Genomic DNA, 15,562 nt, shown 5'->3' with positions numbered 1-15,562 from the left:
AATGACCGCACCCATCAGCACCCCCAGTCCCGACCCCTACACCCTGGACCACGGAAGCACGCGCTACCGGGTGGACCGATACGAGCTGGAGCTCGATGTCAGGCTGGGCAGCAACAAGCTGATGGGCAGAGCGGTCCTGAAGTGCACAGCTTTGGAAGCAAGCACACAGGTTGTCCTGGACCTGGTGGGCTTGCGGGCGTCGAAGGTGCATATGGACGGCAAGAAGGTGCAGAAATTCAGCCACCGTGCCGAGCACCTGGTCCTCAATCCGGCCTCGGCCCTCAAAACCGGGCAGCAGTTTTCCCTGGAGATCCGCTATGACGGCAATCCGCAACCACGGCGCGGGTTGTGGGGCGACGTGGGTTGGGAAGAACTGAACGACGGCGTACTGGTGGCCGGCCAGCCCAACGGCGCGGCCTCATGGTTCCCCTGCAATGACCACCCCCGATACAAGTCCAGCTTCCTGATTTCCGTGACCACTGACGAGAACTACCGCCCGGTGTGCAACGGCAGGCTCGTGTCCCATTCCCGCAAATCCAGCCGGGAAACGTGGGTCTACGAGCAGGTTGAGCCGATGGCGACCTACCTGGCCACCGTTCAAATAGGCCGTTACGCCAAAGTCCCGCTGCAGTTGGACGGCGCACACCACCGGGTCCCCCAGTACGTTGCCGTGACTCCTGAAATGACCGGGGACGCCCTTCAGGGCCTGCGTCGCCAACCGGACATGATGCGGACATTCGAGGACTGCTTCGGCCCGTACCCGTTCGCGGACTACACCTCGGTGGTCACTGAAGACGAGCTGGAAATTCCTTTGGAAGCCCAGACGGTCTCCATTTTCGGCCGAAACCACATGAAGGATGCCTGGGATTCCCAGCGGCTGATCGCCCACGAGCTCTCCCACCAATGGTTTGGGAATTCGCTGACGGTCAGCAACTGGAAGGACATTTGGCTTCATGAGGGATTTGCCTGCTACGCCGAATGGTTGTGGTCCGAGGAATCCGGCACCATGACTGTTGCGGCGCGGGCATCGGCTGCATGGAAGAGGCTCGATGCCGGGCCCCAGGACCTGCTGGTGGGCGACCCCGGCCCGGAGCTGATGTTCGATGACCGTGTCTACAAGCGCGGGGCGCTGGCCGTCCACGCTCTGCGGATGGCTGCCGGGGATGAAGCGTTCTTTGGCTTCCTGCAGGAGTGGACCGCCGCGAACCGGCACGGGTCAGTATCCACGGAATCGTTCATCGCAGCTGCAGACGCCTTCATTCCGGGGATCGATGCTGCTGGAATTCTCCGGCCCTGGCTTTACGAAGCCGCGCTTCCGCCGCTGCCTGCAGCACGCTAACCCCGGGCCAGGGCGGCCACCAGTCCGTCAGGTAGTTGCATGTGGGTGATGTCGTGCAGACCGGGCAGGCTCAGCACATCCAGTTCCGCAGGGTTATGCCTCAGGCCCTCGCCTGTCACCTTCAACCATGCCTCTTTGCGCGCCCAGAGTCGGGCCCGCAGCGTGGCTTGGTCCTGTTCCGGGAAGGACGCCAGGAAACGCTTCTCGCTTTCGGTCAGGGCCACGTCATCGAATCCGTCGAAGCCAACCCCCTCTATCGCTTCCAGATCCACTCCCAGCCGGGAGCCATCTGTTGGATGCACGACGCCGGCCAGCAGCACCCAGCCCGACGCCCGGGATGCGCTCAGCAGCAGAGGCGCCGGACCGCCGTCGAGAAGGAAGCCGGGGCGGCCGTGATCCTGGCCGGGACCGCACTGCGGGCAATGATAATCAGGCCCGAGGTGTACGGGATCGACGTCGAGAAGCGAGGCGGCAAAATTCAGCAGGGCCAGCCGGCCAGCGACGAATTCTTCACGGTCCTTGGGGTTGGCTAAATGGAGCGCACGTTGCTGGGCGGGTTTGCCGAGTCGTGTGAAGCGCTCGGCAGCTGGAACTTCGTCCAGCCTGCGCAACTCAAGTACAGGCTCGTCCATCACTCCCCCCCTTTCGCGGCTTTGTCCCCAGCAAACTGTAGCGTGGTGGTGATGTTTACCGGGCAAACAACAGTGTTCCCCGCAGCCAGGATTGCTGCGGGGAACACTGTTGCTGAGTTAACCCACCGGCGCTACTTCACCGAGTTCAGGTAGCTCGCCAGGGTGGGCGTGATGCGCGTGCCTGAGTTCGAGCTGCCTCCGTTAGTGTGGATGGCCACGATGGTGTTGGAGCTGTTGTAGACGGGCGCGCCACTCTGGCCGCCGTAGGTGTCCATCTTGTAAAAGACCTTCTCGGCCTGGGTGCTGTCAATGGAACCGGTCATGGACCACATGGTGCCGAAGGCCTTGTCACCGGGATAGCCCCGGACCGTCGCGGTGGTTCCGTTCAGGCTGGTGGTCGTTCCGGTGTAGTTCAGCCAGCCGGTGGTGTTGCCGATGGTGCAGTCGAGCTTGATGACTCCCCAGTCGGCATTGGTGTTGGCCGAATCAATCCAGCGCTGATCCGTCAGGAGCTGGGTAGCTCCACAGGTACCGTAAGGATCAGTTGATCCGTTCCGGCCGGGAGCCACTTTCACACCCCAGGAGTAATCCGCTGTGGAACCCGTGCCACCTTCGTGCACGCAGTGGCCCGCGGTCAGCACGGTGTCATCCGAAATGAGGGCGCCGGAGCAGATGTAGCCTCCGTTGAATTCGATCTGCACGATCGAGCGGTTGGGCGCGGCCGTGGTGTTCGTGATCCTTACCCTGCCATCAGCGCCGATGACTGAGTCCGTGGAAGCGCCGCCACCCTTGGAGGGCATCGCCAGAGTGTACTTGTCGGCCAGCGGAGATGCCGCGGACCCTGACGTCTGCGTCTTGTCCACCGTGTGCGACACAGGCTGCACCCCGGAAATGGCGGCCTGCGGCGTCGGCTCTGACGCTACCGCAGCTCCACCAAGCGAGGACGTCAAAGCCACAACTGCAGCCCCGACAAGCACAGCAATGTTCTGCTTCTTCATGGGTACCTTTCAAAGGACGGCTCCCGTGGAACCGTTCGAGGGATGTGATACACATGCTTCACATGTGTATGACAAAACTGTCATACACATGTGAACAGCCTGTCAAGATGTTGGGAGTTGAATCTCGTTAAAAAGAAAACCCCGGGACAGCAGCCCCGGGGTTTTCTTGATTCGAGCTAGCGCTGGACAGCTCCAAAGCGGTCGGCGGCTACGGCCACGGCAGCAGCGCGGGCCTCCGAAGCCTCATCCGCCGTCAGCGTGCGGTCGTTTGCGCGGAACCGCAGGCCGAAGGCGAGCGACTTCTTACCGTCATCGATGCCCGGGCCCACGTAGACGTCGAACAACGAGACGTCCTCAAGGAGCTCACCTGCACCCTCACGGAGTGCGGACAGGACCTGATCGGCCGGAACGTCCAGGGGAACTACCAGGGCAACGTCCTGCGTCGCCACCGGGAACCCGGAGATGTGCTTGGCGACAATCACGTCGGCGGCAGCTTCGAACAAGGCATCGACATCCACCTCAACCGCTACTGAACGCGCAGGCATGTCGTGCGCAGCAAGGAGCTTGGGATGGAGTTCCCCTGCGTATCCAACCACGTCGCCGTTGCGCAGTGCGAGCTGCGCCGCGCGCCCGGGATGAAATGCCTGGTGGCTGCCTTGGCTGACAACCAGTTCAACGCCCAAAACGTCTGCTGTCAGCCGGGCCACGTCCAGGGCGTCGGCCCAGTCCCAGGCACGCGGCTTGTGTGTGGCGGCAGCCGGAGAATCGTGACCGGTCAGGACCGCGGCGATGTGCAGCGGCTGGTCAGGGACGCCGTCGTACAGTGCATCCAGCACCTCATCGGAGGGCTTGACACCCAACGGCGGGATGGACTCCGTTCCGAGCTTGTCACCCGGCAGGAAGACCGAGCCGGCCTCGTAGAGTGCAAGATCGCGGAAACCGCGCGAGTGGTTGCGGCGTGCCACCTCAATCAGGCCCGGCAGGATGGACGTCCGGAGATACCCCTGTTCCTCGCTGATCGGGTTGGCGAGCTTCAACGCCGGACGGGCAGCGCCTTCCTCCGCCACTCCGAAGGTGTCGTTGGCTGCCTTCGTGACGAAGGGGTAGGACAGCACCTCGGTCAGCCCGGCATCGGCCAGGGCCTGCACGACGCGGCGCTTCTGCTGCTGCGTGCGGCTCAATCCGCGTCCCGGAGGAGCCACCGGCAAGGTAGCCGGGATGTTGTCGTAGCCCACAAGACGGGCGATTTCCTCGGAGAGGTCGTCCTTGGTTTCGAGGTCGTTGCGCCAGCTTGGTGCAGTCACGCGGTAACCGGAGGAGGTCTTCTCCACCACGGCCCCCAGGTCCTCAAGGGAGGTGGTGATCTGATCTTCGGTGAAGTCGATGCCGATACGCGCGGAAGCATAACCGGCAGGCAGCTCAATCACGACGGCGTCAGGCGCCGTTCCGACGTCGGTACCGGTCTCGTCCGCGGTACCTCCGGCGAGTTCCACCAGGAGGTCCACCACGCGCTGGGCGGCGACGTTGGCGACATGCCAGTCCACACCGCGTTCGAAGCGCTTGGACGCCTCGGACGGCAGCTTGTGGCGGCGGCGTGAGCGGGCAATGGATACTTCGTCGAAGTGCGCGGCTTCCACAAGGATATTCGTGGTGGAATCGGAAACCTCGGTGTAGGCGCCACCCATCACGCCTGCGATGCCGATCGCACCCGAATCATCCGTGATCAGCAGGTCCTCGGCGTCGAGTGTGCGCTCCTTGTCATCGAGCGTGGTGATCTTCTCCCCCGCGACCGCGCGGCGGACAACGATGTCGCCCGAAAGCTTGTCGAGGTCGTAGCAGTGGTTCGGCTGGCCAAGCTCCAACATGACGTAGTTGGAAATATCCACGGGCAACGAGATGGAACGTACGCCGGCCAGGCGGAGGCGTGAGGACATCCACGGCGGGGTGGGGCGGGAGGCATCCACGCCCCGGACCGTGCGCGCAACAAAACGATCGCAGCCCGGCTTGCCGTAAATGGGAGCATCGTCGTTGAGCTTGACTCCGTAGCCACCCTGCAGGGAAGCAGGCGCGTTGACCTTGGACGCCGGATCCACGAACGAAGTTCCCGTGGCGTGGGCGTACTCGCGGGCAACCCCACGGATGGAGAATGCGTAGCCGCGGTCCGGAGTGACATTGATTTCGGCTGCCTGGTCGTACAGACCCAGCAGCTCCATGGCGTCAGTGCCGATCTCGGGGTCGAGGCCGATGCGGGAGAGGACCAAAATGCCATCGTGGTCATCGCCGATGCCCAGCTCTCGCACGGATGCGATCATGCCGGCAGACAGGTGGCCATAGGTCTTGCGGGCCGAGATCTGGAAGTTTCCGGGCAGTACGGCTCCGGGCAAGGTAACAACAACCTTGTCGCCCTCAACAAAGTTGTGGGCGCCGCAAATGATGCCCTGCACGCCGGAGGGGTCGATGCCCTTGCCGGTGAGGGTCTGCTCCTGGCCCTCTGGGACAACCCGGACCTGGCACCAGTTGATGGTCTTGCCGTTGGTCTGCGGTTCCTTGACCAGGCTCAGCACCTGCCCAACAACCACAGGGCCCTTCAGCTCATCGGTGGGACGGTGGACATCTTCTTCTTCAAAGCCGACCTTGACCAGGTCAGCCATGACATCTTCGGCCGTAGCTTCGGCCGGAACCTGCGCGAACTCACGCAACCAGGAAAGTGGGATACGCACTGTTAGATCTCCATCCCGAAGTGCTCGCTGAAACGTACATCGCCTTCGATCATGTCGCGCATGTCGCCGACCTCGTTGCGGAACATGAGCGTGCGCTCAATGCCCATACCGAAAGCAAAACCTGAATAGATGTCCGGATCGATCCCGGCAGCCCGCAGGACATTGGCGTTGACCATGCCGCAGCCGCCCCACTCGATCCAGCGTGGGCCGCCCTTGGCGCCCGGGTGCCAGATGTCGAGTTCTGCCGACGGCTCGGTGAACGGGAAGTAGTTTGGGCGCAGACGGATGGAGGCTTCGTCGCCGAACATCTGGCGTGCGAAATGCTCCAGCGTGCCGCGCAGGTCAGCCATGCTGAGGTTCTTGTCGATTGCGAGACCCTCGAACTGGTGGAACACCGGTGTGTGCGTCGCGTCGAGCTCGTCGGTCCGGAACACTTTGCCCGGGCACAGGACATAGATAGGCACTTCGCGCTCCAGCATGGAACGAACCTGTACCGGTGAAGTGTGCGTGCGCATGAGCAGGTGCGCCTCGGGAGGCTCCACGAAGAACGTGTCCTGCATTTCGCGTGCCGGGTGGTCCGGCTTGAAGTTCAGGGCATCGAAGTTGAACCACTCGGACTCCACCTCGGGTCCTTCGGCGATCTCCCAACCCATGCCAACGAAGATGTCCGACACCCTGTCCTGCAAGGTGGACAGCGGGTGGCGGGCACCGGCGCGGCGACGGCGCGGGGCCGCTGTAACATCGACCGTTTCCTCGATCAGGATGCGGGCATCATTCTCAGCCTCCAGAACCTGGGTCCTTGCCGCGAGCGCTTGATTGACCCGGCCACGCGAGGAGCCCATGAGCTTGCCCGCAGCTGCCTTGTGTTCCTTGGCCAAGCCACCGATTTCGCGGTTGGCAAGACTCAGGGGCGACTTCTCGCCGGTGTGGGCGAGGCGGACAGCCTTGAGTTCATCAAGGGAAGACGCGGCCGCAATTGCGGCGATGGCGTCCTCGACGGCGGCGTTGATGGCGGCTTCATCCAGCGGATTCGGGATGGCGGCGCCTGGCAAAGTGTCAGTCATCTACTGTTCTTAGCTATGAGTTGGGAGCGGCCGGCAATGCAGGCCTGCAAAACAAAGGGGTAGTGCTCGCCGCGGACGGCGGGCACTACCCCTCAGTCTAGTTGAAGCGCACATGCGGGATTTAACCCGCCCGAGCGCATCCCGCTATGTGAAACAGCCGCCGCCTTTCATCACGACGGCGGTACGCAGCCGGGCGCTTAGGCGCCCGAAGCCGGTGGTGCGGCCGGCGGCGGAGGTACCTGGCCGTCGTCGTGACCATTCCCGTGCTGCGGCGTGGACTGCGCGCCGGGCGTGTAGCCCTGACCGGCCCAGTCCTGCTGTGGCGACTGGGCCGGCTGGCCAGGCTGCGGCGCAGGGTACCCGGGCTGTCCCGATGGTGACTGCGGTGCGGGGTAACCGGGCTGCCCCGGGCCGTTCACGTCCTGGCCGTACACTGGGGCACCTGCGAGCGCCGGCGACTGCCGGGCTGACTTCCTGCGTAACAGCACGAACAGCAGCACCAGCGCCGCAGCAACCACCAGCAGGGCAACGAGGGTCCAGATGATCCACCCCGGGATGCCGGCATTGGCCTCGGCCTTTACCTGAACAGCCGTCTCCTTGATGGACAGCATGTCGAATGTTGCCGTGTTGCCATCAACGACTGCACCGTTGGCTTCAACGATCTTCCCGGGGAAGGTGAACTTGACGGACGCTTCGTCGAACATCGACTTTGCCATGGCGGATGCCTGGGGATCGCTGCTGTCAGCTCCCGTAACACTTCCCATGGACATGACGTAGAAGTCTCCATCCTTTTTCAGATCAAAAGGGTTCTCGGAGCTGGACGATTCGGCCAGCTTGGCCGGGTCAAGGTTCACCGCCGTGATCCGCTTGCCCTTGTACTTGTCGTCTTCGTAGTCCACCACGGTGGCACCCTCAGGAATGTCCATCTCCTGGCTGCCGCCGCCATTGGACTTCATGAAGTCGTCGAAGGACTTGTCCCCCAGAACCGACTTTTGGATCGCGTATACAACCTCGTAGTCGACGCTTTTCTCGTTATTGACCTTGACTGACATGTTGAGCTTGACGCATCCGGTCAAGGCCACCATGACGGCAATCAGCACACCGAGCACGCCTATGGCGCGTTTTACGTTCATGTTTCTTTCCCCATTCATCCCCTGCACGAGTGAGTGCTCGAACAGCGTATCCCTGCCGTCCGCGCCCTGCCACACGCCGCGGGTCTAGCATGGCTTCATGACTCCCGCGCAACGCCTCCGGCAGATCGCCAACGTCCTGAACCTGTCCACTCCGCTCGGACTGGCGGTGGCCGTCACGTCACGGTCGAAGTTGTCGCGCGGGCCGCGCGGCCTGCTGATTGCGTCCGGTTACCAGTGGAGGCTCCCCCTTGCCGGGGCCTTTACGGTCGGCAACGTGGTTGTGTACCGGGCTCCGTACGGTGTTGCCGGAACCAACCCTGTGCTGCTGGGCCACGAGGAACGGCACAGCACGCAGTATGCGTATTGCCTCGGGCTTCCGTTCCTGGTCCTTTACGGGGCTGCGGCCTGCTGGTCGATGGTCCGGACCGGTAATCCGGGACTGGGTAACTGGTTCGAGCGCCAGGCCGGGCTGGAAGCAGGCGGCTACATCGAACCCACCAACCGCCGGCAGGACCATCCTGCCCATGATCGAATCGAGGCTTAGCCATGGAGCGAACCATCACCGTGACGGGTACAGGGAGCGCAACGGCTGCTCCGGACCTGGTGACGCTGACTTTGGGCGTGGAGACGCGACGGGAAACCGCGGCGAAAGCATACGACGACGCCGGCACGTCAGCGGCCGCCGTCGCGGCAAGCTTGCGCGCAGCGGGTATCGGGGACGGGGACCTGCGGACGAGCGGGCTGAACCTGCGGGCCGATGTGATGTGGGTTGAAGGTCAAGGCCAGAAGGTGTCGGCTTACGTAGCGTCCACGACACTGCACGTCGGTATCCGGTCGCATGGGGACGCACCGGCAGCAATTGCTGCAGCCGTCGCGGCCGGCGGCGATGACATCCGCATCAACGGCCTGGAGCAAGGACTGGCCGACCCCTCCCGCGCCACGGCACAAGCCCAGGAAGCCGCCTGGCAGGATGCCTTGGCCCGGGCCGAACAGTACGCGGCGCTGGCCTCCGCCCGGCTGGGATCCGTGGTGTCCATCTCCCAGCAACCGGTACACAGCGGCCCGGTTCCCATGGGTGGAATGGTCCGGGCGTCCTACGTCGCAGAGACCCTGCCGGTTGAGGCCGGTGAATCTGTCATCTCCGCCAGCGTCACGGTGGAATGGGAACTTATCTAGTGGATGGCCCTCGCTAGTGGATTGCCCCGGCGGGCAGTTTGGTATCCACCGGGGTGTTGAGCGCAGTGCGGACAACTACGGCGATCCCCTCGGCCGTCAGCTCCAGCGGCATTGATGGAGCTGCCCCTTCCGGCGTGACCTGTTCCGGAAGATAGGGAACGTGAACGAAACCGCCCCGAACGCCCGGCCGGGACGCCAGTGCATTCATCAAGCCGTAAAACACGTGGTTGCACACGTAGGTACCGGCTGTCTGGGAGATTTCACCTTTGATCCCCGCGATCTGCAGGTTCCTGAGCGCGGCCTTGATCGGCAGGCTGGAGAAGTATGCTGCAGGTCCTCCGGGGATCACTTCTTCATCAATGGGGCGCTGGCCCTTGTTGTCCGGGATCCGGGCATCATCGCAGTTGATGGCGACGCGTTCCAGCGATACCCGGTCCCGGCCACCGGCCAAGCCCACGCAGACCACCACCTCCGGAGTGAGACGCGAAATGGCCTGGTGGAGGACCTCCAGTGACTCTCCGAAAACGCAGGGCAACTCGATGGCCTCCACGGCGAACCCCTCTGCCTGGAGGCTCTCCCTGGCGAGCTGGACGGCAAGCCAGGAGGGATTGACCGTATCCCGGCCGAACGGTTCGAAACCCGTGAGCAGAATCATGGGCCTACCTTAGCAACGAGGGGCCCGGCCGTGGGATACGAATATTCGGAGGCCTTGACATTGGTTCGAACATACATTCGAATGGAGTTCATGAGATGGGACGCACAAGCACTTTCACCGACGCGTGAACCGGCACCGGATGCGGATGGCAGCATCGTTCCACGCCCTGCCCCGGCGATGGATGCCTTGCTGCCCTTGGCCGGGCTTGTGCGTTCCGTCTCCACACCCGAATTCTCCGGGGTCACCTTTCATGAGGTCACCGCAAAGTCAGTGCTCAACAAGGTGCCCACCGGTTCGAACATGCCGTTCGAATGGACGGTCAACCCCTACCGCGGGTGCAGCCATGCCTGTGTCTATTGCTTCGCACGCAAAAGCCACACGTATCTGGAATTCGATGCGGGCCGGGACTTCGACTCCCAGGTTGTCGTCAAGATCAATGCTGCCGAGGTGCTCCGCAAAGAACTCGCCAAGCCGTCCTGGGGACACCATCAGGTTGCCCTGGGCACCAACACGGACCCGTATCAGAGGGCGGAGGGCCGCTACGCCCTGATGCCCGGGATCATCCGGGCCCTTGCGGATTCGGGCACGCCGTTCTCCATCTTGACCAAAGGCACACTCTTGGCGCGGGACATCCCCTTGCTCAAGCATGCTGCCACCCAGGTTCCCGTGGATCTGGGCATTTCCCTGGCCATGACCAACGAGGACCTCGCCGCACTCATCGAGCCCGGCACTCCCTCCCCCAGGGCCCGCTTGAAGCTTATTGCCCGGCTCCGCGACGCCGGCTTGGGATGCGGTGTCATGGCGATGCCCATCCTGCCGTGGCTCACGGATTCCGACGAAGCCTTGGACTCCCTGTTCGCCGGACTGGCCCAGGCCGGCGCCACAGGAGTATCGGCAGGAGCCCTCTACCTCAAACCCGGCACACGCGAGTGGTACATGGACTGGCTTGCCGCCCAGCACCCCGGATTAGTGGGCAAGTACCGGCGCCTCTACGGCAACGGCTGGTACGCCTCCAAGGAATACCGCACATGGTTGACCGGCAGAATCACTCACTTCAAGGCGAAATACGGCTTCACGGGAAGCTCCGGATTCAGCCATCGGAACGCCCGGCATTCATCTGCCGCCACTGACGCCCAAACGGCGGGCATTGCCGTTCCCCTTCCGGGCCAACAGACTCTGTTCTAGACCGGCCGGACGCCTTCGGCGGGCATCGAGACCCGTTGCAGGAGCGCACGGACAATCGGAAGATCCGCAGGTATCCACGCCAGGCCGAGCGCTTCCTCAGGGTCGGCAAGCGAAACCCACTGAAGCTGGTCATGGTCTTCAAGTGGTAGCGGGTCCCCAGCGGTCACCTCGGCAAACCACACTCGCATGGACGCCCGTTCATTGAGGGTCCACCCGTCCGGCTTGCCCGATTCCAGCTCCCGGCCGAGCTTGACCTGGATCCCCAACTCTTCAGTGAGTTCGCGGTGGAGGGCCGCTTCCGGGGCTTCACCGGATTCAACCTTGCCACCCGGGAACTCCCACATGCCGGCAAATTGAGGCGGGGCGGTGCGACGGGCAACCAGCAAACGGCCGGGGGCCTCCAAAGAGTCGACGACGGCGGCACCCACGACGTTTATCAATGCAGTCACCGCAACAGTCTAGGGCCCGACCGTACAAGAGGCCGCACGGTTCAGAGGCTGCACGATTCAGGGGCCGGCAGGTCCACGGACCGCGCACATGGGCGTAGTCACATAAGTAAACCCCTACCCCGGCGGCGAACTAGACTTGTTATCGGATTTTCTTCCATTCTTCCCAGCTCGCAAGACGCCCCCAGAAGCAGGTCTATGTCTATCACCACGTCCCAGCCCGTCGTCGCCAAAAAATCCCGACGCCACCTTGGCCTGGCCATCCTGGCTCTGGCCATGGGCGGATTTGCCATCGGAACCACCGAGTTCGCCATGATGGGCCTGCTGAAGGAAGTCGAAGAGGGACTCGGCATCAGCACCCCCGAAGCGGGAAACCTCATCTCGGCGTATGCCTTGGGTGTCGTGATCGGCGCACCCGTCTTTGCCGCCTTGGGGGCCAAACTACCCAGGAAGAACCTGGCCTTGGGCCTCATGTTGTTCCTGGCACTGGCGAATCTCACGTCTTTCATCGCCCCTGACTACGGCTTGATGCTGTTGTCGCGGTTTGCCTCCGGGCTCCCCCACGGGGCCTTCTTCGGGGTGGCGGCTGTCATCGCAGCCGGCCTCGTTGCACCAACCAAACGCGGCTGGGCCATTTCAATGGTGATGGCCGGACTCACGGTCTCCAATGTCATTGGTGTTCCGCTGGCCACCTGGGTGGGACAAACCTTCGGGTGGCGGCTCCTGTTTGTCATAGTGGGCGCCATCGGCCTGCTTACTGTTGCCATGGTGTGGAAGTTCGTCCCCTTCGAAGCCGCGCATCCGGATGCCAGCATCCGTCGGGAACTTGGGGCGCTCAAAAGGCTCCAAGTATGGCTGGCGTTGCTCATCGGGATCATCGGCTTCGGAGGATTCTTCGCCGTTTACACCTACATCGCCCACACGATGACGTCTGTGGCCGGCATCCCGGAGAACCTCATTCCGGCCGTTGTTGCCCTCTATGGGCTCGGCATGGTGGTTGGCAACATCATCGGTGGGCGGCTGGCGGACAAGTCCGTCATGGGCACCATTTATTGGGTCATGCCGGGGATTGCCGCCGCCTTGGTGGTCTACGCCATTGCCGCCCATTGGGCGTGGTCCGCGTTCGTGATGGCTTTCGTCGTCGGCGGCATCGGTTCCATGCTGACTCCTGCTTTGCAGACCAGGCTTCTCGACGCAGCACCGGGGGCGGCCTCGCTGGCATCCTCGCTGAACCACTCAGCCCTGAACATTGCCAACGCCTTGGGCGCTTTCCTCGGCGGCACAGTCATCGCGTGGGGTTGGGGCTACGTAGCCCCGGCCCTGGTGGGAGCAGTCCTGGCCATCCTTGGACTGGTCGTAGCCGTCATCAGCGGTGCACTTGAACGCAGGAAAGCGCTGGCTGCCTGACCCAAGGGAAGAATGGCTGGTGGGAAACGATCTGTCCCAAAAAAGAATGGCTCCGCAAATGCGGGGCCATTCTTTTTAGTCGCCTCTACGGGACTGACGGTCGGGACTAAGCCTGGGCCTGGACCCGTTCGATGTCGGGTTCAAGGTAAATGACCCGGGCGATGGGAACCGCCGCACGGATCCGCTGCTCGGCGTCGTCAATTCCCTGGGCGATCTGCTCGCCCGTCTCGGACGCTCCCATGGAAATCTTGGCGGCGACCAGCAGTTCTTCGGGTCCGAGGTGCATGGTCTTGAGGTGGATGATGCGGGTCCCGTCAGCCTGCAGGGCGTCGGCAATACGCTGGACGTCCTCCTTGGTGGCAGACTCGCCCAGCAGCAGGGACTTGGTTTCCATCGCCAGGACCACGGCAATTGCGACCAGGAGCAGGCCGATCATCGCGGTTCCGAGGGCATCCCAGACGCCATTACCGGTGACCAGCGTCATGCTGACACCAAAGAGCGCGAAGACCAGGCCAAGCAGGGCACCGAAGTCTTCCAAGAGAATGACCGGCAACTCGGGCTGCTTGGCATTGCGGACAAACTTGACCCAGCTCTGCTTGCCGCGGATGTGGTTCGATTCGATGATCGCCGTGCGGAAGGAGAAGCTTTCGGCAATGATCGCTCCCACCAGCACGGCCAAGGGAACCCACCAGAAGCCGCCTTCGATGCCGTGCGGGTGCTGGAACTTCTCCCAGGCCTCGTAAAGGGCAAACAGGCCACCGACGCTGAACAGGACAATGGACACGATGAAGGCGTAGATGTAGCGTTCGCGGCCATAGCCGAACGGATGTTCCGGACTGGCGGCGCGTTTGGACCGCTTCCCGCCCACCAGCAGCAGGATCTGGTTGCCGGAGTCGGCAACTGAGTGGATTGCCTCGGCGAGCATGGACGATGACGCTGTCAGGAAAAATGCAATGAACTTCAGAACAGCAATCGTTAGATTTGCGGCGAGAGCCGCAACAATCGCTTTGGTACCACCACCAGCAGCCACGAAAGCTTCACCTCTTCGGGTTTGGGAAAGAATGGAAAGGGCCAAGAAGAGTCGTCATCGTCTGATCTTGCAAGCAATACCGTACCCGGCGGCGCGTTGTTTACGCATTCCCCACTCGGGCGCCCTGCTGCGAACGTGCGCTGGCGTAAAGACACACAGTGGCGGCGGTACCCAGGTTCAGGCTCTCGGCCGCCCCGTATACGGGCACGGCAACACGGTGATCGGCCAGTGCAAGTTCGTCCTCCGACAAGCCTTGGGCTTCGTTGCCGAAGAGCCACGCTGTAGGCGACTCTAGGGCATAGTCCGAGGCCACGGAACCGTTGCCGAGCCTTCGTGCAGCGTTCTCATCCTGGAGCTTGTCCAGATTGAGGGTTCCATAGCCATCAGCGGCCAGGATGCCTATTCCCCGCTCCCGGCACCGCGCAACCAGTTCCTCGACGTCCGCCCCCAGGACCACCGGGAGGTGGAACAGGGAGCCTGCGGTGGACCGCACCGCTTTAGGGTTATAGATGTCTACGCTGGAGCCGGTGAGAACCACGGCGTCTGCTCCAGCGGCATCGGCGGCGCGGAGCACGGTTCCGGCGTTGCCGGGGTCACGCACCTGGCACATGACAGCAAGAAGCTGCGGACCGGTGTCGAGCACCGAGTCCAGGCTGACGTCCACGAAACTGCAGACCGCTACGATCCCTTGCGGGTTAACGGTGTCAGCCATGGCGGCTAGTACTTCATCGCTCGCCAGCCGCAGCAGCGTCCCCCGCGCCAGGTCGGCAAGCTCGGGGAGGCGATCAAGGCACGCTTCGCTGGCGAAAACTTCATGTACGACGGCGGATCCGCCCGCCGTTGTCCGGTCGCGGTGCAGGGTCAATGCCTCGCGCACCGCCTGCGGCCCCTCAGCAAGGAACCGCCCGCGCTTTAAACGCGCCGGGCGCCCGGCAAGCTTTGCGACATCCCTCACCCGATCTGCTCGGGGGTTGGTCATCGGAAAGTCTTGCGGGCGCCCGGTTTCGTTCATATAAAGAACTTTAGTGGCAGTTGCGACTAGTTCTTGATCTGCTGGCGGGCTTCGCCGCCGGCCGGCTCGAAACCGGCTGCCTTCGCAGCTTCAACGGTGGAGAACCAGTATTCAGCAGCAGTGGTGTTGTACCAGGTGGAACCCGGAACGTGGTACTTCTTGGATTCGGCGTTGCCCTTGATGGCGTAGCCTTCCGGAGCCTCGTCACCGTCGGCGGCAACTGCGCCATCGATGGCCGGCTTCTCGGAAACGACAGCCTTTACGGCAGGAGCCGTAGCGACAGCCGGAGCAACCTTGGCCTTCGGAGCAGCCTTGGCAGCCGGAGCAGAGGTGTCAGCCGGCAGGGCAGCCTTGGCAACGTTCACCAGAGCGGCGAAAGCGTTGGCGTCGGAAACAGCCAGCTCAGCGAGCATGCGGCGGTCAACCTCGACCTCAGCGGCCTTGAGGCCCTGGATCAGACGGTTGTAGGTGAGGCCGTTGGCGCGGGATGCAGCGTTGATGCGCTGGATCCAGAGGCGACGGAAGTCGCCCTTCTTCTTACGGCGGTCACCGTAGCTGTACACAAACGAGTGCAGCAGCTGCTCTTTGGCCTTACGGTACAGGCGCGAACGCTGACCGCGGTAACCCTTGGCGCGTTCGAGGACAACCCGGCGCTTCTTGTGGGCGTTTACCGCCCGCTTCACACGTGCCACGTGCGTACTCCTTCAGAAATCTTTATCCCAAGCTGCTACTGCCGGAAACCCGGCCGGCCTGAGAAGGCTTTTG

The 15,562-nt window shown here is 63.0% G+C and carries 15 protein-coding genes; 5 read left to right on the top strand and 10 right to left on the bottom strand.

Features of this window, described 5'->3' with window-relative positions; genetic code table 11:
• The first annotated feature begins 1 nt into the window (after nucleotide 1).
• Complete coding sequence (locus PV760_RS15360) at nucleotides 2-1,339, top strand: M1 family metallopeptidase (protein ID WP_039240651.1); 1,338 nt, start codon at nucleotides 2-4, stop codon at nucleotides 1,337-1,339.
• On the opposite strand, the gene PV760_RS15355 is transcribed toward PV760_RS15360, so the two are convergent.
• The 5 genes from PV760_RS15355 to PV760_RS15335 form a co-directional block, all read right to left on the bottom strand.
• Complete coding sequence (locus PV760_RS15355; RefSeq protein ID WP_354628170.1) at nucleotides 1,336-1,971, bottom strand: 4'-phosphopantetheinyl transferase family protein; 636 nt, start codon at nucleotides 1,969-1,971, stop codon at nucleotides 1,336-1,338. The genes PV760_RS15360 and PV760_RS15355 overlap by 4 nt on opposite strands.
• Before the next feature lie 131 nt (nucleotides 1,972-2,102).
• The gene (locus PV760_RS15350) at nucleotides 2,103-2,969 is read right to left on the bottom strand and encodes a trypsin-like serine peptidase (protein ID WP_039240648.1); all 867 of its coding nucleotides are present in this window, start codon (nucleotides 2,967-2,969) and stop codon (nucleotides 2,103-2,105) included.
• Nucleotides 2,970-3,145: 176 nt separating this feature from the next.
• A complete protein-coding gene (gene pheT / locus PV760_RS15345; protein WP_354628169.1) occupies nucleotides 3,146-5,689 on the bottom strand; it encodes a phenylalanine--tRNA ligase subunit beta in 2,544 nt (847 codons plus the stop codon).
• 2 nt (nucleotides 5,690-5,691) lie between these two features.
• Nucleotides 5,692-6,753: a phenylalanine--tRNA ligase subunit alpha gene (gene pheS, locus PV760_RS15340; protein ID WP_039240644.1), complete on the bottom strand. Its 1,062-nt coding sequence runs from the start codon at nucleotides 6,751-6,753 to the stop codon at nucleotides 5,692-5,694.
• A gap of 197 nt (nucleotides 6,754-6,950) precedes the next feature.
• Nucleotides 6,951-7,886, bottom strand: coding sequence for an LppM family (lipo)protein (locus PV760_RS15335; RefSeq protein ID WP_354628168.1), 936 nt, complete (start codon nucleotides 7,884-7,886; stop codon nucleotides 6,951-6,953).
• Between the two features lie 97 nt (nucleotides 7,887-7,983).
• On the opposite strand from PV760_RS15335, the gene PV760_RS15330 reads away from it, so the two are divergent.
• Complete coding sequence (locus tag PV760_RS15330; protein WP_018779102.1) at nucleotides 7,984-8,430, top strand: hypothetical protein; 447 nt, start codon at nucleotides 7,984-7,986, stop codon at nucleotides 8,428-8,430.
• Nucleotides 8,431-8,432: 2 nt separating this feature from the next.
• Nucleotides 8,433-9,062 carry an SIMPL domain-containing protein gene (locus tag PV760_RS15325; RefSeq protein ID WP_039240640.1) on the top strand — a complete coding sequence of 210 codons (630 nt, stop codon included), beginning with the start codon at nucleotides 8,433-8,435 and terminating at the stop codon, nucleotides 9,060-9,062.
• A 13-nt stretch (nucleotides 9,063-9,075) separates the two neighbouring features.
• Here PV760_RS15325 and pcp read toward each other — a convergent pair whose 3' ends face one another.
• Nucleotides 9,076-9,717 (bottom strand): pyroglutamyl-peptidase I, encoded by a 642-nt coding sequence (pcp, locus tag PV760_RS15320; RefSeq protein WP_055977893.1) that lies wholly within the window; start codon nucleotides 9,715-9,717, stop codon nucleotides 9,076-9,078.
• Between the two features lie 90 nt (nucleotides 9,718-9,807).
• On the opposite strand from pcp, the gene PV760_RS15315 reads away from it, so the two are divergent.
• Nucleotides 9,808-10,902: an Rv2578c family radical SAM protein gene (locus tag PV760_RS15315; RefSeq protein WP_018779099.1), complete on the top strand. Its 1,095-nt coding sequence runs from the start codon at nucleotides 9,808-9,810 to the stop codon at nucleotides 10,900-10,902.
• Here the strand turns inward: PV760_RS15315 and PV760_RS15310 are convergent.
• Nucleotides 10,899-11,351 carry a (deoxy)nucleoside triphosphate pyrophosphohydrolase gene (locus PV760_RS15310; protein ID WP_026267347.1) on the bottom strand — a complete coding sequence of 151 codons (453 nt, stop codon included), beginning with the start codon at nucleotides 11,349-11,351 and terminating at the stop codon, nucleotides 10,899-10,901. The genes PV760_RS15315 and PV760_RS15310 overlap by 4 nt on opposite strands.
• Nucleotides 11,352-11,546: 195 nt before the next feature.
• On the opposite strand from PV760_RS15310, the gene PV760_RS15305 reads away from it, so the two are divergent.
• The gene (locus PV760_RS15305; RefSeq protein WP_018779097.1) at nucleotides 11,547-12,755 is read left to right on the top strand and encodes an MFS transporter; all 1,209 of its coding nucleotides are present in this window, start codon (nucleotides 11,547-11,549) and stop codon (nucleotides 12,753-12,755) included.
• A 106-nt stretch (nucleotides 12,756-12,861) separates the two neighbouring features.
• Here the strand turns inward: PV760_RS15305 and PV760_RS15300 are convergent, their stop codons facing one another.
• The 3 genes from PV760_RS15300 to rplT form a co-directional block, all read right to left on the bottom strand.
• The gene (locus PV760_RS15300) at nucleotides 12,862-13,785 is read right to left on the bottom strand and encodes a cation diffusion facilitator family transporter (RefSeq protein WP_039240632.1); all 924 of its coding nucleotides are present in this window, start codon (nucleotides 13,783-13,785) and stop codon (nucleotides 12,862-12,864) included.
• A gap of 100 nt (nucleotides 13,786-13,885) precedes the next feature.
• The gene (locus PV760_RS15295; RefSeq protein ID WP_354628167.1) at nucleotides 13,886-14,797 is read right to left on the bottom strand and encodes a TrmH family RNA methyltransferase; all 912 of its coding nucleotides are present in this window, start codon (nucleotides 14,795-14,797) and stop codon (nucleotides 13,886-13,888) included.
• 26 nt (nucleotides 14,798-14,823) lie between these two features.
• Nucleotides 14,824-15,489: a 50S ribosomal protein L20, sunset domain variant gene (rplT, locus tag PV760_RS15290; protein ID WP_018779094.1), complete on the bottom strand. Its 666-nt coding sequence runs from the start codon at nucleotides 15,487-15,489 to the stop codon at nucleotides 14,824-14,826.
• Nucleotides 15,490-15,562 lie beyond the last annotated feature (73 nt).

Source organism: Paenarthrobacter sp. CC6 (assembly GCF_040560085.1).
GTDB classification, from domain to species: Bacteria; Actinomycetota; Actinomycetes; order Actinomycetales; family Micrococcaceae; genus Arthrobacter; species Arthrobacter nicotinovorans.
This window is presented reverse-complemented; position numbering and strand designations above follow the sequence as displayed.

Bases quoted from the DNA above. Each gene is read 5' to 3' on its own strand.
- PV760_RS15355 (WP_354628170.1), bottom strand. From the start codon at position 1,971: ATGGACGAGCCTGTACTTGAGTTGCGCAGGCTGGACGAAGTTCCAGCT.
- PV760_RS15295 (WP_354628167.1), bottom strand. From the start codon at position 14,797: ATGAACGAAACCGGGCGCCCGCAAGACTTTCCGATGACCAACCCCCGA.
- PV760_RS15315 (WP_018779099.1), top strand. From the start codon at position 9,808: ATGAGATGGGACGCACAAGCACTTTCACCGACGCGTGAACCGGCACCG.
- PV760_RS15305 (WP_018779097.1), top strand. From the start codon at position 11,547: ATGTCTATCACCACGTCCCAGCCCGTCGTCGCCAAAAAATCCCGACGC.
- PV760_RS15330 (WP_018779102.1), top strand. From the start codon at position 7,984: ATGACTCCCGCGCAACGCCTCCGGCAGATCGCCAACGTCCTGAACCTG.
- PV760_RS15360 (WP_039240651.1), top strand. From the start codon at position 2: ATGACCGCACCCATCAGCACCCCCAGTCCCGACCCCTACACCCTGGAC.
- pcp (WP_055977893.1), bottom strand. From the start codon at position 9,717: ATGATTCTGCTCACGGGTTTCGAACCGTTCGGCCGGGATACGGTCAAT.
- pheS (WP_039240644.1), bottom strand. From the start codon at position 6,753: ATGACTGACACTTTGCCAGGCGCCGCCATCCCGAATCCGCTGGATGAA.
- PV760_RS15335 (WP_354628168.1), bottom strand. From the start codon at position 7,886: ATGAACGTAAAACGCGCCATAGGCGTGCTCGGTGTGCTGATTGCCGTC.
- PV760_RS15325 (WP_039240640.1), top strand. From the start codon at position 8,433: ATGGAGCGAACCATCACCGTGACGGGTACAGGGAGCGCAACGGCTGCT.
- PV760_RS15350 (WP_039240648.1), bottom strand. From the start codon at position 2,969: ATGAAGAAGCAGAACATTGCTGTGCTTGTCGGGGCTGCAGTTGTGGCT.